24 protein-coding genes and 1 tRNA gene are annotated in these 24,648 nt (G+C 66.5%); 20 read left to right on the plus strand and 5 right to left on the minus strand.

Translation table 11 applies throughout. The annotated features are described in order from the left end of the window. Positions 1-7: 7 nt before the first annotated feature. The 7 genes from ACFQ24_RS18265 (at position 8) to ACFQ24_RS18295 (ending at position 6,389) form a co-directional block, all read left to right on the plus strand. The gene (locus ACFQ24_RS18265; RefSeq protein WP_380913845.1) at positions 8-685 is read left to right on the plus strand and encodes a flagellar basal body L-ring protein FlgH; all 678 of its coding nucleotides are present in this window, start codon (positions 8-10) and stop codon (positions 683-685) included. A 20-nt stretch (positions 686-705) separates the two neighbouring features. Beyond that, positions 706-1,806, plus strand: a complete 1,101-nt coding sequence (locus tag ACFQ24_RS18270; RefSeq protein ID WP_380913847.1) for a flagellar basal body P-ring protein FlgI — start codon at positions 706-708, stop codon at positions 1,804-1,806. After that, positions 1,806-2,150, plus strand: a complete 345-nt coding sequence (locus tag ACFQ24_RS18275) for a rod-binding protein (RefSeq protein ID WP_380913849.1) — start codon at positions 1,806-1,808, stop codon at positions 2,148-2,150. Before ACFQ24_RS18270 ends, ACFQ24_RS18275 begins: the two co-directional genes overlap by 1 nt. After that, entirely contained in the window at positions 2,147-3,481 is a 1,335-nt protein-coding gene (flgK, locus tag ACFQ24_RS18280) for a flagellar hook-associated protein FlgK (protein WP_380913851.1), read from the plus strand. Before ACFQ24_RS18275 ends, flgK begins: the two co-directional genes overlap by 4 nt. A gap of 17 nt (positions 3,482-3,498) precedes the next feature. After that, on the plus strand, positions 3,499-4,344 hold the full coding sequence (locus ACFQ24_RS18285) for a flagellin (protein ID WP_380913853.1): 846 nt from the start codon (positions 3,499-3,501) through the stop codon (positions 4,342-4,344). 119 nt (positions 4,345-4,463) lie between these two features. Then, a complete protein-coding gene (motA, locus tag ACFQ24_RS18290) occupies positions 4,464-5,327 on the plus strand; it encodes a flagellar motor stator protein MotA (protein WP_066770629.1) in 864 nt (287 codons plus the stop codon). Positions 5,328-5,330: 3 nt separating this feature from the next. Continuing rightward, positions 5,331-6,389: a flagellar motor protein MotB gene (locus tag ACFQ24_RS18295; protein WP_380913855.1), complete on the plus strand. Its 1,059-nt coding sequence runs from the start codon at positions 5,331-5,333 to the stop codon at positions 6,387-6,389. Positions 6,390-6,445: 56 nt separating this feature from the next. On the opposite strand, the gene ACFQ24_RS18300 is transcribed toward ACFQ24_RS18295, so the two are convergent. Continuing rightward, positions 6,446-6,535 (minus strand) — tRNA-Ser (locus tag ACFQ24_RS18300). Positions 6,536-6,657: 122 nt separating this feature from the next. Here ACFQ24_RS18300 and hspQ point away from each other — a divergent pair. From hspQ to ACFQ24_RS18330, 6 genes are all read left to right on the plus strand, one after another. Then, positions 6,658-7,047: a heat shock protein HspQ gene (hspQ, locus tag ACFQ24_RS18305; protein WP_380913857.1), complete on the plus strand. Its 390-nt coding sequence runs from the start codon at positions 6,658-6,660 to the stop codon at positions 7,045-7,047. Beyond that, the gene (locus ACFQ24_RS18310) at positions 7,004-7,762 is read left to right on the plus strand and encodes a GDSL-type esterase/lipase family protein (RefSeq protein ID WP_380913859.1); all 759 of its coding nucleotides are present in this window, start codon (positions 7,004-7,006) and stop codon (positions 7,760-7,762) included. The genes hspQ and ACFQ24_RS18310 overlap by 44 nt, the downstream gene beginning before the upstream one ends. A gap of 108 nt (positions 7,763-7,870) precedes the next feature. Further along, positions 7,871-9,808, plus strand: coding sequence for an OPT family oligopeptide transporter (locus ACFQ24_RS18315; protein WP_380914369.1), 1,938 nt, complete (start codon positions 7,871-7,873; stop codon positions 9,806-9,808). An 84-nt stretch (positions 9,809-9,892) separates the two neighbouring features. Continuing rightward, entirely contained in the window at positions 9,893-10,069 is a 177-nt protein-coding gene (locus ACFQ24_RS18320) for a DUF3606 domain-containing protein (RefSeq protein WP_380913861.1), read from the plus strand. Between the two features lie 50 nt (positions 10,070-10,119). Next, positions 10,120-10,314: a hypothetical protein gene (locus ACFQ24_RS18325; protein WP_380913863.1), complete on the plus strand. Its 195-nt coding sequence runs from the start codon at positions 10,120-10,122 to the stop codon at positions 10,312-10,314. Positions 10,315-10,317: 3 nt separating this feature from the next. Then, on the plus strand, positions 10,318-10,509 hold the full coding sequence (locus ACFQ24_RS18330; RefSeq protein WP_380913865.1) for a DUF3606 domain-containing protein: 192 nt from the start codon (positions 10,318-10,320) through the stop codon (positions 10,507-10,509). Between the two features lie 56 nt (positions 10,510-10,565). Here ACFQ24_RS18330 and ACFQ24_RS18335 read toward each other — a convergent pair whose 3' ends face one another. Beyond that, on the minus strand, positions 10,566-13,337 hold the full coding sequence (locus ACFQ24_RS18335) for a TonB-dependent receptor (protein WP_380913867.1): 2,772 nt from the start codon (positions 13,335-13,337) through the stop codon (positions 10,566-10,568). Positions 13,338-13,536: 199 nt separating this feature from the next. On the opposite strand from ACFQ24_RS18335, the gene ACFQ24_RS18340 reads away from it, so the two are divergent. Then, positions 13,537-14,613, plus strand: coding sequence for a phytase (locus ACFQ24_RS18340; protein ID WP_380913869.1), 1,077 nt, complete (start codon positions 13,537-13,539; stop codon positions 14,611-14,613). A gap of 44 nt (positions 14,614-14,657) precedes the next feature. Here the strand turns inward: ACFQ24_RS18340 and ACFQ24_RS18345 are convergent, their stop codons facing one another. Next, complete coding sequence (locus tag ACFQ24_RS18345) at positions 14,658-17,309, minus strand: M1 family metallopeptidase (protein ID WP_380913871.1); 2,652 nt, start codon at positions 17,307-17,309, stop codon at positions 14,658-14,660. A 161-nt stretch (positions 17,310-17,470) separates the two neighbouring features. Beyond that, complete coding sequence (gene queF, locus ACFQ24_RS18350; protein ID WP_380913873.1) at positions 17,471-17,932, minus strand: preQ(1) synthase; 462 nt, start codon at positions 17,930-17,932, stop codon at positions 17,471-17,473. 91 nt (positions 17,933-18,023) lie between these two features. On the opposite strand from queF, the gene ACFQ24_RS18355 reads away from it, so the two are divergent. The 6 genes from ACFQ24_RS18355 to ACFQ24_RS18380 all read left to right on the plus strand — a co-directional run bounded on the left by ACFQ24_RS18355 (position 18,024) and on the right by ACFQ24_RS18380 (position 24,044). Continuing rightward, the gene (locus ACFQ24_RS18355) at positions 18,024-19,229 is read left to right on the plus strand and encodes a hypothetical protein (RefSeq protein WP_380913875.1); all 1,206 of its coding nucleotides are present in this window, start codon (positions 18,024-18,026) and stop codon (positions 19,227-19,229) included. Positions 19,230-19,341: 112 nt separating this feature from the next. After that, positions 19,342-20,187 carry a sulfurtransferase gene (locus tag ACFQ24_RS18360; RefSeq protein WP_380913877.1) on the plus strand — a complete coding sequence of 282 codons (846 nt, stop codon included), beginning with the start codon at positions 19,342-19,344 and terminating at the stop codon, positions 20,185-20,187. Further along, a complete protein-coding gene (metC, locus tag ACFQ24_RS18365) occupies positions 20,142-21,407 on the plus strand; it encodes a cystathionine beta-lyase (protein WP_380913879.1) in 1,266 nt (421 codons plus the stop codon). The genes ACFQ24_RS18360 and metC overlap by 46 nt, the downstream gene beginning before the upstream one ends. Before the next feature lie 25 nt (positions 21,408-21,432). Continuing rightward, complete coding sequence (locus ACFQ24_RS18370) at positions 21,433-21,954, plus strand: beta-carotene hydroxylase (RefSeq protein ID WP_380914371.1); 522 nt, start codon at positions 21,433-21,435, stop codon at positions 21,952-21,954. A 301-nt stretch (positions 21,955-22,255) separates the two neighbouring features. Continuing rightward, positions 22,256-23,641, plus strand: coding sequence for a class II fumarate hydratase (gene fumC, locus ACFQ24_RS18375; RefSeq protein ID WP_380913881.1), 1,386 nt, complete (start codon positions 22,256-22,258; stop codon positions 23,639-23,641). Positions 23,642-23,681: 40 nt separating this feature from the next. Further along, positions 23,682-24,044: a hypothetical protein gene (locus tag ACFQ24_RS18380; protein ID WP_380913883.1), complete on the plus strand. Its 363-nt coding sequence runs from the start codon at positions 23,682-23,684 to the stop codon at positions 24,042-24,044. On the opposite strand, the gene ACFQ24_RS18385 is transcribed toward ACFQ24_RS18380, so the two are convergent. Beyond that, entirely contained in the window at positions 24,041-24,613 is a 573-nt protein-coding gene (locus tag ACFQ24_RS18385) for a DUF2585 domain-containing protein (protein WP_380913885.1), read from the minus strand. The two genes, ACFQ24_RS18380 and ACFQ24_RS18385, sit on opposite strands and share 4 nt — an antisense overlap. Positions 24,614-24,648: the final 35 nt, after the last annotated feature.

The raw sequence follows: 24,648 nt of genomic DNA on the forward strand, positions 1-24,648 counted from the left end.
CTGATCGATGCGCCCCTCCCTCATCCTTGCCGCCCTCCCGGTCTTGGCGCTTGCCGCCGCTCCCGCCGACGCGGGCCGCAAGAAGCGCGACGTCGAACGCGAATTTTACGCGCCGACCGTGGTGGCTCAGCCGCCAGCGCCGGCGGCCAACGGTTCCATCTTCCAGGCGTCGATGGGCTACACCCCGCTCACCAGCGGCGCGCGCGCGACCAGCGTGGGCGACATCATCACCATCGTCCTCGTTGAACGCACGCAAGCGACCAAGAGCACCAGCGCCGACACCAGCCGCACCGGCAATATCGGCCTGACGCCGCCATCCACGGGCATCTTGTCAAAGCTCTTCTCGTCCAGCGACGTCGCGGCCGGCGGCCAGAACAGCTTCACCGGCAAGGGCGGGGCCAGCCAGTCCAACGCCCTGTCGGGCGAGATCACGGTGACGATCGCCGCCGTCTATCCCAACGGCACCATGCTGGTGAAGGGGGAGAAGGCGCTGACGCTCAACCGCGGCGACGAATATATCCAGCTGAGCGGCCTCGTCCGCCAGGCCGACATCGCGCCCGACAACCGCATCGCATCGACCCGCGTGGCCGACGCCAAGATCATCTACAAGGGCAAGGGCGAGATCGCCAATGCCAGCCGCCAGGGCTGGCTCCAGCGCTTCTTCTCCGCGATCAGCCCCTTCTGACGAGGGATTTGGATAGCATCATGACCCGCCTGTTCCGCTTCCTCCTCGCAGCGCTGGCACTCGCTTCGGCGCCTGCCGCCCATGCCGAGCGCGTCAAGGATCTCGGCAGCTTCCAGGGCGTCCGCCCGAACCAGCTGACCGGCTATGGCATCGTGGTGGGCCTTGCCGGCACGGGCGACGACAGCATCCAATATGCGACCGAAGGCATGAAGGGCGTGGTCTCGCGCTTCGGTCTCACCCTGCCGCCGGGCGTCAACCCGGCGCTCAAGAACGCAGCGGCGGTGCTGGTCACGGCCGACCTCCCCGCCTTCGCCAAGCCCGGCCAGCGGCTCGACGTCACCGTCTCTGCCCTTGGCAAGGCCAAGTCGCTGCGCGGCGGCACGCTCATCATGACGCCGCTGCGCGGTGCGGACAATGAAATCTACGGCATGGCGCAGGGCAATCTCGCCGTTGGCGGCCTTGGCGTTTCGGGCGCTGACGGCAGCCAGGTGTCGGTCAACATTCCCTCCGCCGGCCGCATTCCTGGCGGCGCAACGGTGGAGCGCGCAGTCGCGACCGGCTTCGACACTGCGCCGACCCTGACCTTCAACCTTGCCGAAGCCGACCTGACCACCGCACTGCGCGTCGCGGATGGCATCAATCGCGCCTTCGGCGACAAGCGCGCCAGCGCCGTCGATGCCGTGTCTGTCTCCATCGCCGCGCAGCCCGGTGCTGAAACCCGCATCATGATGATGGGCATGATCGAAAATATCGAGATCGCCCCTGCCGATGCGCCCGCCAAGGTCATCGTGAACGCGCGCACCGGCACGGTCGTCATCAACGGCGCGGTCAAGATCCATCCCGCCGCCGTGGCACACGGCAAACTGACCGTCAGCGTCAACGAAAGCCCCCGCGTCGTGCAGCCCGCCCCCTTCAGCCAGGGCCGCACCGCCGTCGAGCAATCGAGCAGCATCAGCATCGACGAGCAGAAAAAACCTATGGTTAATTTTAAAGGCGGGGCCTCGCTGGCCGATATAGTCAAGGCGGTGAACGCCATCGGCGCTTCGCCGGCGGACATGGTCGCGATCCTGGAAGCGCTCAAGCAGGCGGGCGCGATGAAAGCGGAACTGGTGGTGCTGTGATGCAGGTTTCTACACTTTCTGGCGCGTCGGCTCCGGCCGCCGCCAGCCAGCCCGGCAAGGCCGCGCTCGAAAAAGTCGCGCAGCAGTTCGAGGCGGTGTTCCTGCGCCAGATGATCGGCGCCATGCGCTCGGCGTCCCTCGCCGAGGGCATCACCGATTCGAGCGCCACGCAGCAGTTCCAGGACATGGCCGACGCGCGCACCGCCGACGCCATGGCCTCCAAGGGCGCGATGGGCATTGCCGAGCTTCTGATCCAGCAGTTCGGTTCGCGCGTCGCCCCTGCACCCGCCGACAAGCCTTCTCCCACGGCGCCCGATGGCCCCACCCCGGCTGAAGGCGCATGAGCGACCTTTTCATCATCGGCGCATCGGGAACGAAGGCCTATCGCTCGGCGATGGCCGCCATTTCCGAAAATATCGCCAATGCAAGCACCGCCGGCTATGCCCGCCGTTCCGTCTCCACGATGGAGTCCGGATCGTCCACGGCGACCATGGCGACCTATGTCTCTCGCGCCAATTTCGGTGGCACGCAGGTCAGGAGCATCAACCGCGCGGCCGACCCCTATCTGGACTCCACCATGCGGTCGACCGGCATGGCGCTGGGCAGCGCAGCGGCGCGCCTGCGCTGGCTGAGCGACGCGGAAAACGCGCTCAACGACAGCAGCACCGGCATCGGCCAGTTGATGAGCGGCATGTATCAGAATTTCGAGAAGCTGGCCGCCAGCCCGTCGGACAAGTCGCTGCGGGTCACCACGCTCGACAGCATCACCCGCGTCGCGCAGGCCTTCAACCAGACCGCGTCCGACCTTCAGACCGTGTCCAGCGGCATCGCCACCGAAGCCCATTCGTCGATCGACACGATCAACGAATCCCTGTCGGCACTGGCGAACATCAACAACAGCCTGCTTCGCGCGCAGCCGGGCACGTCGGCCTATGCGCAGTTGCTGGACAGCCGCGATTCCGCGCTCCAGGATCTGTCCGCCAACCTGAACGTGACCGTCACTTTCGGCGCGCATGACAGCGCGCAGATCACCTACGGCAGCCAGACCCTGGTCAGCGGCGATCAGGCGGCGAGCGTCGCCGTGACGGCGGGCACGGATGGTCGACTGTCTTTCGCCCTGGCCGGCGGCGGGGCCCTCGACACGCCGGCGAGCGGCACGCTGGGAGGGCTTTTCTCCGCAGCCGGGACGGTGGCGACCCGGCGGGAAAGCCTGGATACGCTGGCGGCGCAATTCACCGCAGACCTCAATGCCTGGCACGCACAGGGGCGGACGGACGCCGGAACCGCGGGCGCGCCGCTGCTGTCGGGCACGACCGCAGCCACGGTCACCGCGCTGATCAGCGACCCGACGGCGCTTGCGACCCGGTCCACCGACGGCAAGCTCAACGGCAACCTGATCGCCGCTAACACCGTCCTGCGCGGTAACGGCAGCGTCGAACAGAATTGGACGGCGCTCATTTCCACGCACGCGACACTGCTTGCCTCGACCAAGGCGGAGCATGACACCGCCACCAGCCGCAACGATCAGGCCGTCGCCGCGCGCGAATCCGTCAGCGGCATCGATCTCGACATGGAGGCGGCCGATCTGCTGCGCGTCCAGCAGGCCTATTCGGCCAGCGCCAAGGTGCTTCAGATCGCCAAGGAAACGATCGACTCCATCCTCAACATCATCTGACCGCGAAGGGCTGACCCATGGTAGGCATCACCAGCAAGATCATGATCGCCGAAATGCGCCGGCAGCAGCAATTGTCGCAGGGCATCGTCGACGGGCAGACCGCCATTTCCAGTGGCGTGTCCCTGACCAAGCCATCGCAGGACGTGCTTGCCTGGGTCCAGCTGTCCGAAGTCGGCCGCGCCCAGGCGCAGCAGTCCGCCTGGCAGTCCAATATCAGCTATGGTTCGGCCCGCGCTGGCAATGCCGAGGCTAACCTCTCGGAAATGGATAATCTGCTGAAGCGCGCGCAGGAGCTGGTGACATCGGCCCGCAACGGGTCGCTGAACGACACCAGCCGCGCGGCGTTGACGGAGGAATTGTCGACCATCCGGGCAACCGTCAACGAACTGCTGAACCAGAAGGATTATCAGGGCACGCCCGTCTTCGACGACGGGCAAAGCGTGCTGGTGCCGGTCAGCCGCGGCCTCAATCTGGCCGTGGTCGGGACGAGGCAGGAAATATCGGAAGGCATCGACGTGAACGGCACGCCGATGTCGATCGACGACATCCTTGGCCAGAGTATCGCCGCGATCCAAACCGGCGGCGACGCCGGCATGGAGGCCGCGTTGAAGGCTGTTCAGGCGGCGCAGGGCCACATCGTCCTTGAACAAGCCAAGCAGGGCGTGCGCGCCGATCGGCTCGAAACGGTGGGCGATCGCCTGACCGATGTGGACCTCGACCTGGGAGACCGTCGCGAGGATCTGGAATCGACCAATCTGCAGGAAGTCATCTCCCGCGTGCAATCGCAACTGCTGCAGCTGGAAGCGGCGCAATCCGCCTTCGCCCGCATCAACCGCCAGACGCTGTTCGACCTCATCCGCTGAATAAAAAAGGCGGCGACTTTCCTAAACCGGATGTCAACCAGGCCGTATTAACCATCTCACAGGCATCGGGTGCGATGCTCAAACGCTTGGCGCCTTCGGGCCATTTTTCGGGGATATTCATGTTCGCAATCATCGGCCTGGTCGTCCTGCTCGGCATGGTGTTCGGCGGCTTCATCTTCACCGGCGGCGACATCGGCCCCGTGCTGCACGCGCTTCCCCATGAAATGATCATCATCGGCGGCGCGGCGGTCGGCGCGCTCATCATCGGCAACAGCGGCGCGGACCTGAAGGCGCTGGGCGGCGGCCTCGGCAAGGTGTTCAAGGGGCCGCAATATAAGAAGCAGGATTTTCTCGACTGCATCTTCCTCGTCAGCAAGCTCATGAAGACGCTGCGGGTCGAAGGGCCGGTGGCGCTGGAGCCGCATATCGAGGATCCGGCCAGCTCGACCATCTTTTCCGAATATCCCAAGCTGATGAAGGACAAGACCCTCATCCACCTGATCAGCGACACGCTGCGCCTGGTGGTCGTGTCGTCCGGCACGCTCGATCCGCATGCGGTCGAGGAGGTGATGGACAACAGCCTCAAGACTCACCACCACGAAGCCTTGAAGCCCGCAGACAATCTGCAGGGCCTGGCCGACGCCCTCCCCGCGCTCGGCATCGTCGCGGCGGTGCTCGGCGTGGTCAAGACGATGGGCTCCATCGACCAGCCGCCTTCGGTGCTGGGCGCGATGATCGGCTCGGCGCTGGTCGGCACCTTCCTGGGCGTGCTGCTCGCCTATGGCATGGTCAACCCCTTCGCCAACCGCTGCCGCGCGGTGATCGAGCAGGACGGCGCCATGTATCATGTCGTCAAGCAGATCATCATCGCCTCGCTCCACGGCCATCCGCAGCCGCTGGTGATCGAAGCCGCGCGCTCCAGCCTGATGCACGCCAACCAGCCCGGCTTTGCCGAGGTGTTCGACGGCATGCGGGGCAAATAAGCGATGGCCGAGAAGAAACGCGGCGCGAACGAGCCTGAACCAAGGCCCATCATCGTCAAGAAGATCATCGTCGACGGACATGGCGGCCATCATGGCGGCGCGTGGAAGGTCGCCTATGCCGACTTCGTGACGGCGATGATGGCCTTCTTCCTGCTGATGTGGCTGCTTGGCGCGACCACCGAGAAGCAGCGCAAGGGCCTGGCCGACTATTTCACGCCGACGCTGGTCGAGCTGAAGATGGCGTCGGCCGGATCGACCGGCCTGATGGGCGGCGACAGCATGATGAGCAAGGAAAACTACCCGACCACCGGCGGTCAGGGCAATCTCGCCATCACCATCCCGCGCGACGCCACCGGCACCAAGGATCAGGGCGGCAAGGCGATGCGCGCCGCCGACCGGCAGAAGTTCGAGGCGATCAAGAAGAGCCTTGAGAATCGCATGGCGAAGAAGGGGCTTGCCAAGCTGCGCAAGAACATCCGCTTCACCGAAACGCGTGAAGGGTTGCGCATCGACCTGATCGACGAAGCCGATTTCGCCATGTTCAAGTCCGGCACGGACCAGCTGGTGCCGCAGGCGCGTGCGCTGATCGCGGAAGTGTCGCAGGCGCTGCAGACCATGCCCAACCCGCTGATCGTGCGCGGCCATACCGATGGCCTGCCCTACGCAGCCGGACGGACGATGAACAACTGGATGCTGTCCTCCGCGCGCGCCGAATCGACGCGCCAGGTGCTAAGCCAGAGCGGCATCCCCAATGCCCGCTTCGCCCGGATCGAGGGGGTCGCCGACCGCGAGCCCTTCATCAAGACCGACGTCTATGATCCGCGCAACCGGCGCATGTCGATCATCCTGGGCTGGACCCGGGGCGGCGCAGGCAGCGACGACAGCGAGATGGACGCGGAAACCCGCGCCGCCATCAAGGAACGCGACGATCCGGTCCGGGTTGCGCGGGAGGAGACGCGCAAGCTCGACATGGGCGGCACTGGATTGCCCAGCGGCGTCCAGCTCATCAACCCCACCGCCGGCAGCAAAGAAGGCAAGGTCGGCAAGACGAGCAAGCACTAACGTTCCGGCCATTGGGGCCGGGCCGTCAACAGCAGGGCCGTATTGTACGGCTTGACTGGCGGAGAGGGTGGGATTCGAACCCACGGTACCCGTAAAGGCACACCGCATTTCGAGTGCGGCGCATTCGACCACTCTGCCACCTCTCCGCAGAAGGTTCGGCGCTGCCGACCCGGTCGAGCGGCGGCCATTAGCGAATGAAATCACCGTTGCCAAGCGGCCAGGCGGGTATTTTTCTTGTGTCGTGCAACAACGCCCCTAAATTGGGCGTATGAAAGACATGATCCAGAATTTTGGCTCCGGCAGCATCTTCGGCGCGGGCGTCACCGCGCCCCCCATCGTCCACGCCCGCTTCAGCATCGGCGACGTCGTCAAGCATCGCATGTTCGGCTTTCGCGGCGTGGTTTTCGATATCGATCCGGTCTTCGCCAACAGCGAGGAATGGTATGACGCCATTCCCGAAGGCGCCCGGCCCGACAAGCATCAGCCTTTCTACCACCTGCTGGCGGAAAATGGCGAATCCAGCTATGTCGCCTATGTGAGCCAGCAGAATCTGGACGCGGACGACAGCGATGAGCCGGTCGACCATCCGGCGATCCTGGGCATGTTCGGCGCCTATGCCGATGGCAAATATCGCCTGCGCCCGCTCCACCGCCATTAAGCGGATCGCCCTCGTCGCCGCGCTGGCCTGCACCGGCGTGACGGCGGCGGTGGCGCTCCCTGTGCGTCCGCCCGCCACGCCCAACGCGGACCCGGTCTTCCCCTTTTCCAATGAGGTCGAAGCGTTCGCCAGAGCCGACGCCAGCGGCCCGGCGGTGGCCGACGCCGTCCTGTTCCTCGGCAGCTCCAGCATCCGCCTCTGGGACATAGCGGCCAGTTTCCACGACATCGGCACGGTCAATCGCGGGTTCGGCGGCGCGACCACCGCGCATGTCCTCCATTATTACCGGCGGCTGCTGCCCACTGTGCCGCCGCGCGCGGTGGTCGTCTATGTCGGAGAGAATGACCTCGCCGCCGGGACGCCGCCGGATCGGGTCGCGCGCGACATCGCCGCCCTGCTCGGCCGCCTGCGCAAGGATTATCCCCGCGCGCCCATCGCCTTCCTGTCGCTCAAGCCCAGCCCGCTGCGCTGGGCCTTGCACGAAAGGATGACCGCGGTGAATGCCAGCGTCATCGACCTGACGAAGAAGCTGGACATCCGCTATCTCGATGTCGGCCGGCTGCTGCTGGCGCCGGACGGCCTGCCCGACGCATCCCTGTTCCGGCCCGACGGACTGCACATGAACGCCCGTGGCTATCAGCGCTGGACGGCCAGCGTTGACGCCTGGCTCGACAGCCTGCCGCCGTCCTCCGCCGCGCGGGCGAGCGCCTCCTGACACTTTACGATTGATCCACGCCCTCGCAACATTATTACCGGAGCTTTACGACGAGCGGACAATCGAGGGGAGTCGCCGGTGGCAACGGACAGAGCAGCAAGCGGAGCGATGGCGGAACTGACGCTGCGCGGCGTCATTCTCGGCGCGCTCATCACCCTCGTCTTCACCGCGGCGAACGTCTATCTGGGCCTCAAGATCGGCCTGACCTTCGCCACCTCCATTCCGGCGGCTGTCATTTCGATGGCGGTACTGCGGCTGTTTTCGACCGGCACGATCCTGGAAAACAACATCGTCCAGACGATCGCCTCCGCCGCCGGCACGCTGTCGGCGATCATCTTCGTCCTGCCCGGCCTCGTCATCATCGGCTGGTGGCAGGGCTTCCCCTACTGGCTGTCCGCCTTCACCATCGCGCTGGGCGGCATATTGGGGGTCATGTATTCGGTGCCGCTGCGCCGCGCGCTCGTCACCGGCTCCGACTTACCCTATCCCGAAGGGGTCGCAGCCGCCGAAGTGCTGAAGGTCGGCGCGGGATCGCGCGAGGGGCTTGAGGAAAATAAGCGCGGCCTGGCCGCCATTCTCGCCAGTTCGCTCGCCGCCGCCGCCTTCTCCATCGTCGCCAAGACCCGGCTGATCGCGGAAGAAGCCGCCACCTTCTTCCGCTTCGGCGCGGGCGCAACGTCCGTTTCGACCAGCTTTTCCATGGCCCTGATCGGGGTCGGCCATCTCGTTGGCCTGTCGGTCGGCGTCGCCATGTTCATCGGCCTGCTCATCAGCTGGATCGGCCTCGTCCCCTATCTCACCGCGCCGCTGCCGGCAGGAGCGGACCTCGCCGACATCGTCGGCACCGCCTTCCGCATGAAGGCGCGCTTCATCGGCGCAGGGACGATCGGCGTGGCGGCGATCTGGACCCTGCTCAAGATACTGGGACCGATCGTCAGCGGCATCCGGTCCGCGCTCGCGGCCAACGCCACGCGCAAGGCGGGCAACGCCGCCAGCCTGGACATCACCGAGCGTGATCTGCCCATCGGCATAGTCGGCGGCACCATCCTGCTGACGCTCGTGCCCATCGGCGTCCTGCTCTGGATCTTCGCGCAGGGCGGACCGATCGCGGCCAACCCGGTTCCGGTCATCGGCCTGACGCTTGCCTATGTGCTTGTCGCAGGCATCGTCATCGCGTCGGTCTGCGGCTATATGGCGGGATTGATCGGCGCATCCAACAGCCCGATCTCCGGCGTCGGCATCCTTGCCGTGCTCGGCGCGTCGCTGCTGCTCGCCGCCCTCTACGGGTCGGGCGGAGACCCGTCGCAGACGCAGGCACTGATCGCCTATGCGCTGTTCACCACCGCCATCGTCTTCGGCATCGCCACCATCTCCAACGACAATCTTCAGGATCTGAAGACCGGCCAGCTTGTCGGCGCGACGCCGTGGAAGCAACAGGTGGCGCTCGTGCTGGGCGTCATCTTCGGCGCACTGGTGATCCCGCCCGTGCTTGACCTGCTCAACAGCGCCTTCGGCTTTGCCGGCGCGAGCGGCGCGGGCGCCAACGCCCTGCCCGCCCCGCAGGCCGCACTCATCTCCGCCTTGGCGAAGGGCGTGCTGGGCGGCGATCTCGACTGGAACCTCATCGGCATCGGCGCGGGCATCGGCGTGGTCGTCATCGCCATCGACGAAGCGCTGGGCCGCGCGGGCAAGCTGCGCCTCCCTCCGCTGGCGGTCGGCATGGGCATCTACCTGCCGATGGCGCTGACGCTGCTGATCCCGGTTGGCGCGCTCATCGGCCATCTCTACAATCGCTGGGCGCTGCGCCAGTCGAACCCGGAATTTGCCGAACGCATGGGCGTGCTGATGGCGACCGGCTTCATCGTCGGGGAAAGCCTGTTCGGCGTGGCCTTCGCCGGCATCGTCGCGGGCACGGATAGTGACGCGCCGCTGGCGCTGGTCGGGGAAAGCCCCTGGGCGGTGCCGCTCGCCATCCTGATCTTCACCGCCGTGATCGCGGGCCTCTATGTCCGGCTCCGGCGCTGGGCCGCCGCCCCGCTGGCCTGACGCCCTGTCCTAAAGGGAAGCGGAAAAACCGCCCGATTTATGCGCTTCTCTCCTTTTGACGGCAAAAGGAGAAGGAAGGCCGGCATGAGCGATCAGGAACCCGACCGCGTGACGCTGGGCGACGAGGCGTCCATTCTCTACTGGACCTACCGCTTTGACGTCTCGCGCGAGGAGCTGGAGGAAGCGGTCGAGACAGTCGGGGACAGCGCAGCGGCGGTCGCCGCCTATCTCAATGTCGATCCGGCGCAGCGGCGCGGATAGTTCGCCCTTCCCGCGCGTTGCCTTTTTCGAACCGAGAAAGGAATTGCGCCATGACCCAGGATCATCAGCCCGACACATCGCGGGAACCCGCTGAAGGCCGCCCCGACATCCCTCCGCCCGAACAGGGATCACCCGGCGGCGACAGCGGCGAGGTCGATGAGGAGACGGCGAAGCGAACCGAACAGGGCGAGCATGAAGACCCCAACCCGCTCGCGCCGCCGGTCAATATAGAAGCGGGAAGCTGAACCATGACGGCCGCGCAGGAACCGCCCGTTCCCGCCGACCTCAAACGGATCAGCCTCGACGCGCCGCTTGATCGCCAATATTGGTCCAACCGCTTCGACGTGCCACCCGCGCTGCTCGAACGGGCGGTTGGCGCGGTGGGGAATGAGGTCGATGCCGTCGCCGCATGGCTGCGCCAACAGGAAGAAGACGGCTGACGAAAAAGAGGCGGCGGATAGGTTCCGCCGCCCCACACTAATCCAGGTGCCTCCGATCAGAAATTCACGCGAACGCCGCCGCTGTAACGGCGTCCGAACCGTTCCCATTCGATCGTCTGGTTCGTGACGCTCTTCGTCGGAATGCCTGTCGCGGTCAGCAGGCTTGCAGGATCGGAGAAGCGACGCCCCGGATGGTTGAGCAGGTTCGACGCGTCGAAATAGATTTCGACATTCTTGGTGATCGCGTAGCGCGCCGAAAAATCCAGTTCGTCGTCCGAATCCCAATAGGTGTCGCCGCCATCGGTCAGCGTGTCGGCGATCGTATCCAGCCACTTGCTGCGGTTCTGATATTGCAAGCGCAGCGACAGGCCATATTTCTCGTAATAGCCGCCGATATTGTAGACGAAATCGGACGTGCCGGGCAGCCGCACGTTGCGCGCGGGGATCGCGCCGACGCCAGGCTTTTCCACCTTGCTGTCGTTCAGCGTCACGTTGGCCGAAATGCCGAAGCCGCCCAGAAATTCGGGCAGGCCCAGATCCTGGGTCCAGGGTTCGAGCTGCAGCTGCGCCGCCGCCTCCATGCCGAAGATGCGGCCGGTGCCGCCATTGACGATGCCGCTATAGACATAGTCGGACCGGTCGATGCCGTTGCTGTTGAGCGCGGTCGAATTGAACGTCCGCGACGATGTGTAGAGCACGTCCTCGATCTTCTTGTAGAAGGTGCCGATCATCAGATAGCCCTGCGGACGCAGATACCATTCGAAATAGGCGTCCACGCCATAGGCGCGTTCGGGCTTAACGGCAGGGTTGCCGCCCGAAATGGTGCCGGCGGCATCGTTGACGACGACGTTGGGCCGCAACTGGTCATAGTCGGCCCGCGCAGCGCCGCTGTTGAACGACAGGCGCAGCTTCTTCGTGTCGTCTATATCATAATTGACGTGGAGGCTGGGGAAGGCGAGCGTCTGGCTGGCCTCGGCCACGACCAGGCCGGGCGTCGCGCCGATCGTGCCGATGGCGCGCCCCTCATTCCTGATATGCTCGACCCGAACGCCGCCCACGACGCTGCCCCAGTCGTAGCGGACCGTGCCCATCAGATAGCCGGCGAACACCTCTTCCTTGACGTTGTAATTGTTCCCGCTGTTGGGCGTGAAGGCGAAGGCCTTCTGCGCCGCCTGCGACGCCGCCCGCATCTTGTCCTGGTCGAAATAGCGGAACGTATATCCCATCGGGATCTTGCCCAGGAACTTCTGGTCCAGCGAGAACTGGTTGTAGTCGGTAGGCAGGACCGTCGCCGCCTGCGCCGCGTTCAACGTGATCTGGTTTTCATCCGCGATCTTGTTGCGGCGGTCATATTGGAAGCCCGCCTTCAGCGTCGCATCGTCCAGTTCGCGCGCCAGCACGACGCGGCCGGTATAGGCCTTGGTCGTGTCCACCGCATCCAGCACCGTGAAACCGCTCAGCGGCTTGGTAAAGCTGTCGACCGCCGTTACCTGCGCGCCCGCCGTGTAGCGCGTGGCCGCGCCGGTGCCGGTCTGGACGGTGTTGAAAAGCGTCAGCCGCGAATGGTTGGGATCGGTGAAGTCATAGGCGACCGTCGGGCGCAGGGTGCGGGTCGACGGGCTGTCCCAGGTCGCTTCGCCCACCACCGAACGGTCGTCCTTGGATTCGGTATAGTTGCCGACCCAGCTCAGCTTCCATCCGTCGGCGATGTCATGGCTGCCTTCCAGCGTGTTGGTGAAGACCGACTGGCGGAACGCGCGCAGCGTCGAACGCTGACGAATGTCGATGCCGTAGATGATGCCCTTCTGCGGCAAATTGCCTGCACAGATGTCGGCATAGCCCGACGTCGTGTTGGCCGTGCTGGCGCCGCAGGCCGCGCTGCTGTTCGACAGGTCGGACTCGCGGTCGTCGAGGTCGAATCGGTAATTGTCGCGCGCCTCGTCGTCGGTGAAGATGGTGTAGATGGACCGCGCCGAAATGGTGTTCCGGTCGTCCGGCTTCCAGTCGAGCCGGCCCGACACCGACCAGTTCTTGCGGGTCAGGCGATACAGCTTGTTCTCCGTCTCATGCACCCAGAAGCGGGTCGCGTTGCCGGGGCGCTGGTCGCGCGACACCCGCTCATAATCATTCTCGAAATTGTCGGTGATCATGTTGCGTTCGTAATAGCTGCCCGACAGCAGCACGCCGATCTCGCCGATGCCGGTGTCGAACCGGTCGGACACGACCATATTGGCTTCATATTCCTTGCGGTCGCCCAGTTCCGCAAAGCCAAGGCCCGCCTTCCCCGCCAGGTGGAACCCGTCATAGTCGAAGGCCGAACGCGTGACGACGTTGACGTTGCCTGCCACCGTCTCGCCGGGCATGTCGGGCGTCACCGCCTTCGACACGATGATCTTGGCCGCGATGGCGGACGGGATGGAATCGAACCGCGCGTCGCGCCCTTCCGGGCTCACCACATTGATGCCGTCGAACGACAGGGTGGTCCAGGTCTTCGGGCTGCCGCGCAGGTTGATGTAGCGCGCCTGGCCCTGGTCGCGCTCGACGCTGATGCCGGGCAGGCGACTGGCAGCCTGCGCGATATTCTGGTCCGGCAGGCGGCCGACCGAATCCGACGCCGCGACCGTGACCAACGAGTCCGTATTCTTCTGGATTTCCAGCGCCAGCGCCTCGGACTCCGCGATCGGGCGCGTGCCGGTGACGACGATCGCCTCCGCGTCCGCCTCGGCCGCCGGCGTCTGTGCGATGGCGAGGCCGGCAGGCGCGGCTGCGCTGGCAAGCAGGCACAGGATCAGGTCGCGGCGCACTGGCCGCTTGCGCGTGGAAGTCATGGTTGGTCCCCCGTATGGATCGCGCCTTGTCGGCGTTCCGGGCGGCACTTAAGCGCCGCCTGCTACGTCCAAATGACCCTTTGAAGTCAGTTCGATTTCATTCCCCGCGCCTTTTGCGACAATAGTGTCACGCAGGAGTCATCATGCTGTCACCACCGCTCTTCAGCAGGGCCGCGCTATCAGATCGGGGGATTCATCCATGTCCAGACGCCTGTCCATGGCCGCGCTCGCGGCCGGCCCGCTCCTGCTCGCCGGCTGCGCCACGGGCGAAACGGAGGTGCCCGTCGCCATGCGCATCGCCAACGCGACGCCGGCGGTCAGCGTCACGGCACGTGGGGAGACGACCCCGGTCGGCACGCCCAACGCCGACGCGGCCGACGATCCCGCCATCTGGCGCAACGCCGCCGATCCGCTCAAGAGCCTGATCGTCGGCACCGACAAGAAGGCGGGGCTCTATGTCTATGGCATCGACGGCCAAGCGCGCGACTTCCTCGACGCGGGGCGCGTGAACAATGTCGACCTGAAGGACGGCGTGGCGATCAGCGGCACGACCGGGATCCTCGTCGCGGCGTCCGACCGCAACGACATCGCCCATGCGAAGATCGCGCTGTTCCGCCTGGATCCCGCGACGGCGAAGCTGACGGCGCTCGGCAAATTGGATGGCGGCGCGGGCGAAGCCTATGGCATCTGCCTTGGCCGCGACGAAGCGGGCCTGTCCGCCTTCATCGTGCTGAAGGACGGCACGATCCACCAAGTCCTGATCGATGCGTCCGGCGCAGCGCCCACCGGCCGGATCGTCCGCACGATGAAACTCGGCACCCAATCGGAAGGCTGCGCGGTCGATGACCGCACCCACATCCTCTATGTCGCGGAGGAAGATGTCGGCCTCTGGCGCTTCGACGCGCGCGCGACCGGATCGACCACGCCGACGAAGATCGCTGCGGCGGACGGCCGGAACCTCGTCCCGGATGCAGAAGGCGTCGCCATCGCGCCGATCGGCGCAAAGGACGGTTACGTCCTCGTCTCCAGCCAGGGCGACAATGCCTATGTCGTCTACCGCCTGCGCGACGACAGCTATGTCGGCCGCTTCCGCGTCGTCGACGGCACGATCGGCGGGTCGAAGGAAACGGACGGGATCGAGTTGATGCTCGGCGATTTCGGCCCGGCCTATCCCGGCGGCCTCTTCATCGCGCAGGACGGCCATAATGCAGCCGCGGCACAGAATTTCAAGCTGGTCGCCTGGGACGACATCGTGAAGGCGCTCGGCCCCAAATAGGAAAAGGGGGCGGTGGATCGCTCCACCGCCCCAGCCCTTCGGCGTTAGCGCTTGCCGGCGAACCAGGCCGCCAGCGGTGCCTTCAAGCGTCCGCGCGTTTCGATCCGGGTCTTGATCGAAGAGATCGCCCGATCGACGACCTTGCGCGATTCCGGCGTCAGATACTGGGTGGCATAGGCATCCAGCTTGGCGGCCATCGCCGGATCGGCCGACCCGCCGCCCAGCCGCGCCAGCGCCTGGCTGCGCGCCGATACGTCGATCAGCGCCTCATATTGCTGGCGATGCGCCAGCACATAATCGACCGCCAGCATCGGATGCTCGTAACCCACCGCGCTGATGATCGCCGCGCTGGTCGTCTTGCCCGGCTCGTCAGTCAGCGCCAGGTCCAGTGCCTGAGCGGCAAGCTTCTGGTCCTTCGCCCCGCCCAGCAGGGCATAGGTGCTGCTCTTCTCCAGATCGGACTTCGCGCCCTTCGCCATGGCGCGCAGGCGGTCCCAGATCGCCTGATCGGCATTCTTGGCGATGATCGACAGCCATGTGTTGCGCAGCGGCCCGTCAAGCGCCGTCGGATCGGTCGTTAGCGCGGCGAACCGGCGATTGGCTTCGGCCACCACCGCCTTGTCGCCCATGTCGCCCAGCGTCGATACCAGCGACTGGCGCAGGACGGGAACCTGCGGGCCTTCGCCAGCCTTGGGATCATAGCCGATCGACGCCAGCACCGGCGTCAGCTTGCGCGAGGCATAGGCGATCACCCGGCCCTGCGCCGCCGCGTCGCCGTCCAGCATGTCATAGGCGCTGCTGAGGTAGGACGGCACTTCGGCCATCACCGCAGGCGTGGCCGACGCCGGCACCGCGTCCACCAGATCCAGCGCCAGCCCGATCGGCTGATAGCCCCCAAGGCCAAGCTGGAAATTGTCCGCGAGCAGGCCGGTCTGGTCGATGCTGGCCAGCTTCGTGAAGTCCTTCGCCAGCGCCTTCACATTGGCTTGCGGATAGAGCGAGCGGAAATAGCCCGTCTGCCCGGCATTGACGATGTACGCGCCGCAGCCCGGCAGCGTGACCTGGCCGTTGCCCTGAAGGATCAGGCGCTGCGCCTCCCCGCCGATCGTCTGCGCCTTCACCGGCACGTTCCACTTGAGCGGCGTCTTGCTCTTCTGGTCGCGGCTGAATTCGCCCTGGCTCAGCGTCAGGACGGTCTGGCCGCCCTTGCACTGGGCGCTGTCCACCTTGACCAGCGGGATGCCCGGCTGGCTGGTGAAATCGTGGGCGATGCTGACCAGCCCCTTCGCGCCCGCGCCCTCGACCGCCTTCCACAGGTCGTCGGTGACGGTGTTGCCGTAAGCGTGCGCCTTCATATAGGCCTGAATGCCGGCCTTCCAAGCATCCTCGCCGGCATAGCCTTCCAGCATGGTGATGACCGCCTCGCCCTTCTGGTAGGTGATGGCGTCGAACGCCTGGTTCACCTGATCGACGGTCGTGATCTTCTGCACGACGGGGTGCGTGGTGGCGAGCGAATCGAGGCTCATCGCCGCCTCCCGCCCGTCGACGCGGGTCAGCAGCATCTCCCAGTCGGGCTGCAGCTTGTCGGTGACCTTGGTCGCCATCCAGCTGGCAAAGCCCTCGTTCAGCCACAGATCGTCCCACCAGGCCATGGTGACGAGGTCGCCGAACCACTGGTGCGCCATTTCATGCGCAACGGTTTCGTAGATGCGGCGCTTGGTCGCTTCGGACGTGAAGCGCGGATCGACCAGCAGCGCGCGTTCGAAGGTGAAGATCGCGCCCCAATTCTCCATCGCGCTGAAGAACTGGCTCTGACCCGGCCCTGCGACATTGTCGAGCTTGGGCAGCGGATAGGGCACGCCGAAATAATCGTTATAATAGGGCAGGATCGCCGCCGACGCGTCGAGCGCCAGCTGCGCCTTGCCGGTGTTGCCCTTGCCGGTGATCACGCCGACTTCGGTGTTGCCCGCCATCTTCGTCGCGCGGTCGAGTTCGCCAAGGCCGAAGAAGAGCAGGTAGGACGACATTTTGGGGCTGGTGCCGAATGTCACCCGCGTCTTGCCGCCGCCCAGGTCCGTGGACGATTTGACGGGCATGTTGCCGACCGCCATCTGTCCTGTCGGCACCACGGCCGACAGGTCGAACGTCGCCTTGTAGCTCGGTTCGTCGAAGCTCGGCACGAAACGGCGCGCGTCGGGCGCCTCGAACTGGGTGAAGAGCGCGCGCTTCGCCGCGCCGGCATTGTCCGTATAGTCGAGCGCGAACAGGCCGTTCGCCTGTTGGTTGATGACGCCCGCATAGGCGATGGCGAGCTGATAGCGGCCCGGCGCGACCGGCTTGCCGAAATCGAGCGTCACGGTCTGCGCCTCGGCATCGACCTTCGCCGTCCCCTTGACCGGCTTGCCGCCCGCGCCCGTCAGCGTGACCTCGCCGAAGCTCAGGTCAGCCGCGTTCAGCACCAGCACGGGTTGGCTTTGCGCGACCGTCACGTCGATCACCGTCTTGCCGGTGAATTTGAGGTTGGCTGCGTCCGGCGTCACCTCGATCGCATAATGGCTGGGCGCCGCGCCGCGCGGCAGCTGCGTGGTGACGCCGGCGGCGGGTCCGGCCGGAACCGTGCTCTGCGCCATCGCCGGGAAGGCGAGCGCGATGGGGGCAGCCGCAACCAGCAGCGGCAGGATCTTGGTCAAGGACATAGGCGATGGGACTCCGACACGTCTGAACGATGCGCGGCACCCTAGGCCGCGCCCGATGAACGCGGGATCAACCGTTTCGCGCCCACGGTCAAGCGATGCCGTGCCCGCGCCATGTCATTCGTCGAACCTTGTTGCCCATTCGTCAAACAGGGCGGCGCGGATCAGCCCCTGCCGCGATAGCCCGGCACGTCCTGCGGCGGCAGCCACAGCCCGGCGGGCGGCTCGCCCGATTGCCAGAACACGTCGATGGGGATGCCCCCGCGCGGATACCAGTAGCCGCCGATGCGCAGCCACACCGGCCGCATCTCCGCAAACAGCCGCTCGCCGATCCCCACCGTGCAATCCTCGTGGAAGGCGGCATGGTTGCGGAACGCGCCCAGGAACAGCTTCAGCGACTTCGACTCGACGATCGTCTCGGCCGGGGCATAGTCGATCACCAGATGGGCGAAGTCGGGCTGACCCGTCACCGGGCAGAGCGAGGTGAATTCGGGCGCGGTGAAACGCACCAGATAGGGCTTGCCGGGACGCGGATTGGGCACATAGTCGAGCACAGCCTCTTCCGGGCTGGCGGGCAAGGCACTGGTCTGCCCCAGATGCAGGGGCGTCTTGCTAAGGTCGGTCATGGGCGGCCATCTACGCCATCGCACGGCCAATGTCATGCCCGCGCATTGTTCACTTGCGGTTCAGCCGATCTTGTGCCTTGGCACAGGGGCCATGGGGTCCATTCACCGTTCGTTGCTTGTTGCCGCGTCCTTGCTGTTCGCCACTGCCGCCCATGCGCAGCAGGCGCAGGATGCCGCGCCCGTCTTCTCGCTGCCGCCGTCCAATCCCGCGCCCGCGTCGGACCCCACCCGGCAGGGGCCGGAACTCGACGTCTTCCGCGAGCCCGCCACGCCCCGCGCCGCGCCGACGGTCGTCACGCCGACGATCAACCCGCCTCCGCCCGTCGTCGCGCAGCCCGCGCCGCAGACCCAGCCGCCGGCCGCCCGGCCGCAGCGGCCGCCCTCCGCCACGCCGGCCGAGGACCGCCCCGCCGCCCCGCCGCCCGCCGCCCAGCCGCAGCCCGAAAACGCATCGACGCCGGACGAAGCCCCAGCGCTCCAGCCGACCCCGCCTCCCGCCACCAACGCGGTAGAACCCGCTCAGTCCAGCCCAACGCCAGTGCCGGTCACACAGGACGAGGGCGGCAGCGCCCTGCCCTGGATCGTCGGCATCGTCCTGGCCGTGGCAGCGCTTGCAGCGGGCTTCCTCTTCATCCGCCGCCGCAAGGCCGCCCTGCCCACCGAACCCGCGGTCGCAGCCGAACCGCAACCCGCCCCACCACAACCCCGCCCAGCGCCCGCCGCAAAGCCCGCGCCGCCTCCGTCCCCACCCACGCCGGCTCCCGTCCCCGCCACCGATCGCCCCTGGCTGGACATGGACTTGGCCGTCACCCAGGCCCGCTTCTCGCTGCTCGGCGTGACCGTCAGCTACAGCCTCCTCCTGCACAATCGCGGCGAACGGCCCGCGCGGGAGGTGATGGTGCGCGGGCTGCTCGGCAATGGCGGCGCACAGCAACAGGCGTTGTTGGAAGGTTTCTTCGCTGGGCAGGACGGCCTGCCGCTGCACAGCGTCGTCGCCATCGCGCCGGGCGAGACGCAGAGCCTGTCGGGCGAACTGCGCCTGTCGCCGGAACAGATCGTGCCGGTGGAGATGGGCCAGCGCAGCCTGCTCATTCCGATCGCCGCGTTCGACGCCGCCTATCTGTGGGGTGAACAGGATGCCGAACCGGCAGGCCACGGCCGCACCGCCCGCGCCTTCGTCGTCGGGCAGGAGCAGGAACCGCCGGCTGACCGGCTCGCGCCCCTCCGCCTCGATCAAGGGCCGCGCCAATACCGCCGCCCCGCCGCGCGCGCCGCGGCCGAACTGACGCCCGCCTGACCCCTTCCCACCGCCGCTCCGGCATCCTACTACTCGTCCCGTTCCCCGGCGAAGGCCCAGGAACAACCGACATATTCAGCCAACATATTGGCATCAGACGTAAAGGCAGGGCATGACCATCTTCGTTACCACCGACGAACTGGCGGAGCAGCTGGGTACGCCGAACCTCGTCATCCTTGACGCCAGCCTTTTCCTGCCCGGCACGCCGCGCGACCCGCGCGCCGAATTCGAAGCCGCCCATATTCCCGGCGCAGCCTATCTGGACCTGCCCACCCTCAACGATCCGGACGATCCAACGCCCGGCATGTTGCCCCCCGACGCGATGATGACGGATCGGGCGCAGGCGCTCAGCATCCATCCCGACAGCCGCATCATCGTCTATGACAACAGCCCGACGCACAGCGCCGCGCGCGGATGGTGGATGATGCGCGTCTATGGTCTTGGCGCATCTGCTGCGATCCTGGACGGCGGCCTGCCCAAATGGGTGGCGGAGGGGCGCGCGATCGAAAGCGGCCCCGCCTCCCCAACGCGCGGCTCCGCGATCGCGCGGCTCGACCGGACGCAGGTCCGCACCAAGGCCGACCTGATCGCCAATCTCGCCAGCGGCGGCGCGCAGGTGATCGACGCGCGCGGCGCAGGCCGCTTCACCGGCGCGGAGGCGGAACCGCGCCCCGGCATGGCATCCGGCCATATTCCGGGCAGCCGCAACCTCCCCTCCTCCGCGCTGTTCGACGCCGACAACCGGATGAAGCAGGGCGACGAACTGCGCCGCCTGTTCGTGGAGGCGGGCACGGATTTCGACCGCCCCATCATCACCAGCTGCGGCAGCGGCGTCACCGCCGCCATCCTGCTCGCGGGGCTGGAGACGCTCGGCAAGACCGACGTGTCGCTCTATGACGGCAGCTGGTCGGAATGGGGCTTCGACCCCGCAACGCTCAAGGCGACGGGCGCGGCGTGAGCGAGAATGATACGCGCAAGCCGCTGACGAAGCTGGCGCAGGCCGGGCGCAGGCCGGAATGGACCGGCATGCCGGGGCAGCCCGGCGGTATCGTCAGCCCGCCGGTGTGGCGTGCCTCCACCATCCTCTACGATGATGTCGCGCACCTGCGGAAGGCGGCGGCCACCAGCACGCATGAACGGCTCTTCTACGGGCGGAAGGGAACGCCGACCGCCTGGTCTCTGGCCGACGCGCTCACCGAACTGGAACCCGGCGCGGACGGCACGATGCTTTTCCCCTCCGGCGTGGCGGCGATAGGCTGCGCGCTCATGGCGGTGCTCAAGCCCGGCGACCGGCTGCTGATGGTCGACAGCGCCTATGACCCCACCCGCAATTTCTGCGAACAGGTGCTGCGCCCCTGGGGCGTCGAGACCATCTATTATGATCCGACCGGCGCCTCGCTCGACGGCCATCTTGCCGACGGGCCGATCCGCGCGCTCTTCCTCGAAAGCCCCGGCAGCCTGACTTTCGAGGTGCAGGACGTGCCCGCGCTCGCCGCCTGGGCGAAGGCGAACGGGGTCGTCACCCTCATCGACAATACATGGGCGACGCCGCTCTATTTTCCGGCGCTGTCCCACGGCGTCGATATTTCCATCCTCGCGGGCACCAAATATATCGTCGGCCACAGTGACGTGATGATCGGCAGCGTCAGCGCCAATGCCGACTGGTTCGGCCGCATCCGCCAGACCGCCTATCTGTTCGGCCAGATGGTCAGCCCGGACGACGCCTGGCTCGCCTCGCGGGGCCTGCGCACGCTCGGCATCCGCCTTGCCCAGCATCGCGACAGCGCGCTCGCCATCGCCCATTGGCTGAAGGACCAGCCCGATGTCGCCCGCGTGCTCCACCCCGCCCTGCCCGACTGTCCGGGCCATGATCTGTGGCGGCGCGACTTCAGCGGCTCCACCGGGCTGTTCACCTTCATCCTGAACGGTGACGACGAGGCGGCGCGCGCCGCATTGATCGACGGGCTCTCCCATTTCGGCATCGGCTACAGCTGGGGCGGGTTCGAGAGCCTCGCCCTGCCCGTCGATCCGGCCCGCTATCGCAGCGCCACCCGCTGGGACGCGGAAGGGCCGGCCGTCCGCCTCCATATCGGGCTGGAAGACCCGGCCGACCTGATCGCCGATCTTGACGCGGGCCTCGCCCGTTTCCGGGCCGTGCGCGATGGGGGTCGCGCCTGACCGCGGGGCCGACTATATTCTCCCCATGCCGCCGCTCACCCTCCTGCTGATCTTTGTCGCCACCGTCGCCGGGATGGAGGGTTTCGCCTATGTCATGCACCGCTGGGTGATGCACGGACCCGGCTGGTTCCTGCACGCCAGCCACCATCGCCCCCGCACCGGCATGTGGGAGGCGAACGACCTCTATTTCGTCATATTCGCGCTGCCCTCCATCCTGCTCCTGCTGGGCGGCGTGCAATGGGGCTGGGGCGGCTGGGCGACGGCGATGGGCGCGGGGATCGCCGCCTATGGCGCTATCTATCTGGGCTTCCACGACATCATCGTGCATCAGCGGGTGCGCAACCGCTATGTCGCGCGCTCGCGCTATATGAAGCGGATCGTCCAGGCGCACCGGCTGCACCATGCGGTGGAGACGAAGGAGGGCACGGTCAGCTTCGGCTTCCTCGTCGCGCCGCATCCGACCGCGCTCAAGCGCCAGCTCGCCCACAACGGCCGCGCGGGCGTGCGCGCCGCGCGCGGCGTCGAACCAGTCGCGCCGCAGCCCTGAAGGCGGCCTTTCCTAATCGCGCCGTCTGCGCTTCACTGAGGCCATGCCAGGCCCCCGCCCGACCTCCTCGTAATGCCTCGTTTCACCCCTCACGCGCCAAAGGCGGGGAAGCGTCGCGAGCGCTTCGGGGACGCTTTGGGGACGCGTGCGAGAGGCCTCGCGAGCGCGTCGCGGGCGAAAATCGCGGTTTTGCGTGGCGTAACGGTGTGAACTTCGGTCGCGCTGATTTCGCGGGACGGTCATTGGCATTTACCACCGCCGCCCTACATCCCCTGCACCACCAGATAAGGCGACGACAGCGATGACCCTTACCCGCACCGAAACCGACAGCATCGGCGCCATCGAAGTGCCGGCCGACGCCTATTGGGGCGCGCAGACGCAGCGCAGCGTCGAGAATTTCCCCTTCGGCGCAACGGAACGGATGCCGATCGAGATCGTGCACGCGCTCGCCATCGTGAAGCAGGCGGCGGCGCGGGTTAACCGCACCCACGGCCTCGACCCGCAAATCGCCGACGCGATCGAGACCGCCGCGGCGGAGGTCGCCGCCGGCGACCATGACGACCAGTTCCCGCTCGTCATCTGGCAGACCGGCAGCGGCACCCAGTCCAACATGAACGTCAATGAGGTCATTGCCGGCCGCGCCAATGAAATCCTGACCGGCGCTCGCGGAGGCAAGTCCCCCGTCCATCCCAACGACCATGTCAACCAAGGGCAATCGTCGAACGACAGCTTCCCCACGGCCATGCACGTCGCCGCCGCGCTGGCCGCCACCCGTCGCCTGCTACCTGCGCTCCAGCGGCTCGAAAACGCGCTGCTCGACAAGGCCAAGGCCTGGAACCATATCGTGAAGATCGGCCGCACCCATCTTCAGGACGCGACGCCGCTGACGCTGGGGCAGGAGTTTTCGGGCTACTATACGCAGATCCGCCTGGCCCGCACGCGCACCATGCCACTCGTCGAACATGGCCTCGCCCGCCTGGCGCAGGGCGGCACTGCGGTGGGCACCGGCCTCAACGCGCCGGAAGGCTTTGGCGAGGACATCGCGCGCGAAATTTCGGCCATCACCGGCTTCCCCTTCGAAACCGCGCCGAACAAGTTCGAGGCGCTGGCGAGCCATGACACGCTGGTCGATTTTTCCGGCCGCCTGAACAGCATCGCGGTCGCGCTCACGAAGATCGCCAACGATATCCGGCTGCTGGGGTCAGGCCCGCGCTCCGGTCTTGGCGAGCTGGACCTGCCCGCCAACGAACCGGGCAGTTCCATCATGCCCGGCAAGGTCAACCCGACCCAGTGCGAGATGTTGACTATGGTCGCGGCGCAGGTGATCGGCAATCATCAGGCAGTGACGATCGGCGGCATGCAGGGCCATATGGAACTCAACGTCTTCAAGCCGCTGATCGGCGCGGCCGTGCTTCGCTCCATCCATCTGCTGAGCGTCGGCATGGACAGCTTCGTCGAACGCTGCATCGAGGGACTGGAAGCCAATGAGGGGCGGATCGCGGAGCTGGTCGACCGATCGCTGATGCTGGTCACCGCGCTCGCGCCCGAGATCGGGTACGACAATGCCGCCGCGATCGCCAAGCATGCCCATAAGAACGGCCTGACGCTGCGCGAGGCGGGGCTGGAACTGGGGCTGGTGGACGCCGAGTCGTTCGACCGACTGGTGCGGCCTGAAAATATGGTGTGAGAGTGGCGGAACCGGCGGCGTTGCGATACATTAACTTGGCATGAAGAAGAAAAGCCTCACCCCCGACGCACCGCTGGTGACGATCCGCCCGCCGAAGAAGGCCGGGCTGCTGCGAAAGGTCGCGCGGGTGGGCGCGACGGTGGTCGCGGCGCGCGTCGCCGCCGCCACCGGCAAGAAGGGCGTCGTTGGCCTGCTCGCCGGGGCCGGCGCGAAGCGGGTCATCATGCGCTATCCTGCCGGCGCGCTGTTCGTGACTGGCGCCTATATGGCCGGCAAGCTTTACGAGGCCAAGCGCGAGGCGCAGCGGCGCAAGACGCAGAAGCTGCTAACCGATCAAAGCGGCGACCATGCCGGGAACGACGCCATCCCGATCGAAAGCGCGCGCAAAACCGGCAAAGCCTAAAGCGCTGCCTGCCACTGGCGGATTGCTTCGATGGGCCAGGTCAGCATCAGGATGTTGAGCGCCAGATTGTCGCGGATGATGGCGAGCGCGAGCAATTCCATGAGGATGGCGACGGCGATAGTGACGCGCACGGGCGCGCGCGCCGCGAAGAGGAACCCGGCCGTCATCATCCCGATATCGCTCATGGAATTGACGATGGAGTCGCCCGAATAGCCGAGTGCGATGGTCGCCGTCCGATAGCGGTCGATGATGATCGGGGAATTTTCGAGGATTTCCCAGGCCGATTCCACCGCCACCGCGGCGGCGAGCCGGATGCCGAGCGGCTTCCCGCGCAGCAGCCAATTCGCGAGGGCGTAGAAGAGGAAGCCGTGGATGATGTGACTGAGGCTGTACCAGTCTGCGATATGCTGGCTGTTGCCGCTGTCGAGCGCGCCGTGCCATAACTCCACGCGCCCGCAAGCACAGATGGACGGCCGGTGCATCAGGAACAGGATCAGGCACGCTGCTGCCGCGACCAGTGCGGCAACAATGAAGCCCCGCCGATTGCCGCTGCTGCCCCTGCCCCTCATCCGTCTCGTTCCCCACCCTCTTGCAAAAAACCCGC

Origin of the sequence: Sphingobium olei (assembly GCF_042678845.1) — a bacterium.
In the GTDB taxonomy this organism is placed as follows: domain Bacteria; phylum Pseudomonadota; class Alphaproteobacteria; order Sphingomonadales; family Sphingomonadaceae; genus Sphingobium; species Sphingobium olei.

Coding starts and splice junctions, on each gene's coding strand:
- ACFQ24_RS18265 (WP_380913845.1), top strand. CDS start 8: ATGCGCCCCTCCCTCATCCTTGCCGCCCTCCCGGTCTTGGCGCTTGCC.
- ACFQ24_RS18270 (WP_380913847.1), top strand. CDS start 706: ATGACCCGCCTGTTCCGCTTCCTCCTCGCAGCGCTGGCACTCGCTTCG.
- ACFQ24_RS18275 (WP_380913849.1), top strand. CDS start 1,806: ATGCAGGTTTCTACACTTTCTGGCGCGTCGGCTCCGGCCGCCGCCAGC.
- flgK (WP_380913851.1), top strand. CDS start 2,147: ATGAGCGACCTTTTCATCATCGGCGCATCGGGAACGAAGGCCTATCGC.
- ACFQ24_RS18285 (WP_380913853.1), top strand. CDS start 3,499: ATGGTAGGCATCACCAGCAAGATCATGATCGCCGAAATGCGCCGGCAG.
- motA (WP_066770629.1), top strand. CDS start 4,464: ATGTTCGCAATCATCGGCCTGGTCGTCCTGCTCGGCATGGTGTTCGGC.
- ACFQ24_RS18295 (WP_380913855.1), top strand. CDS start 5,331: ATGGCCGAGAAGAAACGCGGCGCGAACGAGCCTGAACCAAGGCCCATC.
- hspQ (WP_380913857.1), top strand. CDS start 6,658: ATGAAAGACATGATCCAGAATTTTGGCTCCGGCAGCATCTTCGGCGCG.
- ACFQ24_RS18310 (WP_380913859.1), top strand. CDS start 7,004: ATGCCGATGGCAAATATCGCCTGCGCCCGCTCCACCGCCATTAAGCGG.
- ACFQ24_RS18315 (WP_380914369.1), top strand. CDS start 7,871: ATGGCGGAACTGACGCTGCGCGGCGTCATTCTCGGCGCGCTCATCACC.
- ACFQ24_RS18320 (WP_380913861.1), top strand. CDS start 9,893: ATGAGCGATCAGGAACCCGACCGCGTGACGCTGGGCGACGAGGCGTCC.
- ACFQ24_RS18325 (WP_380913863.1), top strand. CDS start 10,120: ATGACCCAGGATCATCAGCCCGACACATCGCGGGAACCCGCTGAAGGC.
- ACFQ24_RS18330 (WP_380913865.1), top strand. CDS start 10,318: ATGACGGCCGCGCAGGAACCGCCCGTTCCCGCCGACCTCAAACGGATC.
- ACFQ24_RS18335 (WP_380913867.1), bottom strand. CDS start 13,337: ATGACTTCCACGCGCAAGCGGCCAGTGCGCCGCGACCTGATCCTGTGC.
- ACFQ24_RS18340 (WP_380913869.1), top strand. CDS start 13,537: ATGTCCAGACGCCTGTCCATGGCCGCGCTCGCGGCCGGCCCGCTCCTG.
- ACFQ24_RS18345 (WP_380913871.1), bottom strand. CDS start 17,309: ATGTCCTTGACCAAGATCCTGCCGCTGCTGGTTGCGGCTGCCCCCATC.
- queF (WP_380913873.1), bottom strand. CDS start 17,932: ATGACCGACCTTAGCAAGACGCCCCTGCATCTGGGGCAGACCAGTGCC.
- ACFQ24_RS18355 (WP_380913875.1), top strand. CDS start 18,024: ATGGGGTCCATTCACCGTTCGTTGCTTGTTGCCGCGTCCTTGCTGTTC.
- ACFQ24_RS18360 (WP_380913877.1), top strand. CDS start 19,342: ATGACCATCTTCGTTACCACCGACGAACTGGCGGAGCAGCTGGGTACG.
- metC (WP_380913879.1), top strand. CDS start 20,142: ATGGGGCTTCGACCCCGCAACGCTCAAGGCGACGGGCGCGGCGTGAGC.
- ACFQ24_RS18370 (WP_380914371.1), top strand. CDS start 21,433: ATGCCGCCGCTCACCCTCCTGCTGATCTTTGTCGCCACCGTCGCCGGG.
- fumC (WP_380913881.1), top strand. CDS start 22,256: ATGACCCTTACCCGCACCGAAACCGACAGCATCGGCGCCATCGAAGTG.
- ACFQ24_RS18380 (WP_380913883.1), top strand. CDS start 23,682: ATGAAGAAGAAAAGCCTCACCCCCGACGCACCGCTGGTGACGATCCGC.
- ACFQ24_RS18385 (WP_380913885.1), bottom strand. CDS start 24,613: ATGAGGGGCAGGGGCAGCAGCGGCAATCGGCGGGGCTTCATTGTTGCC.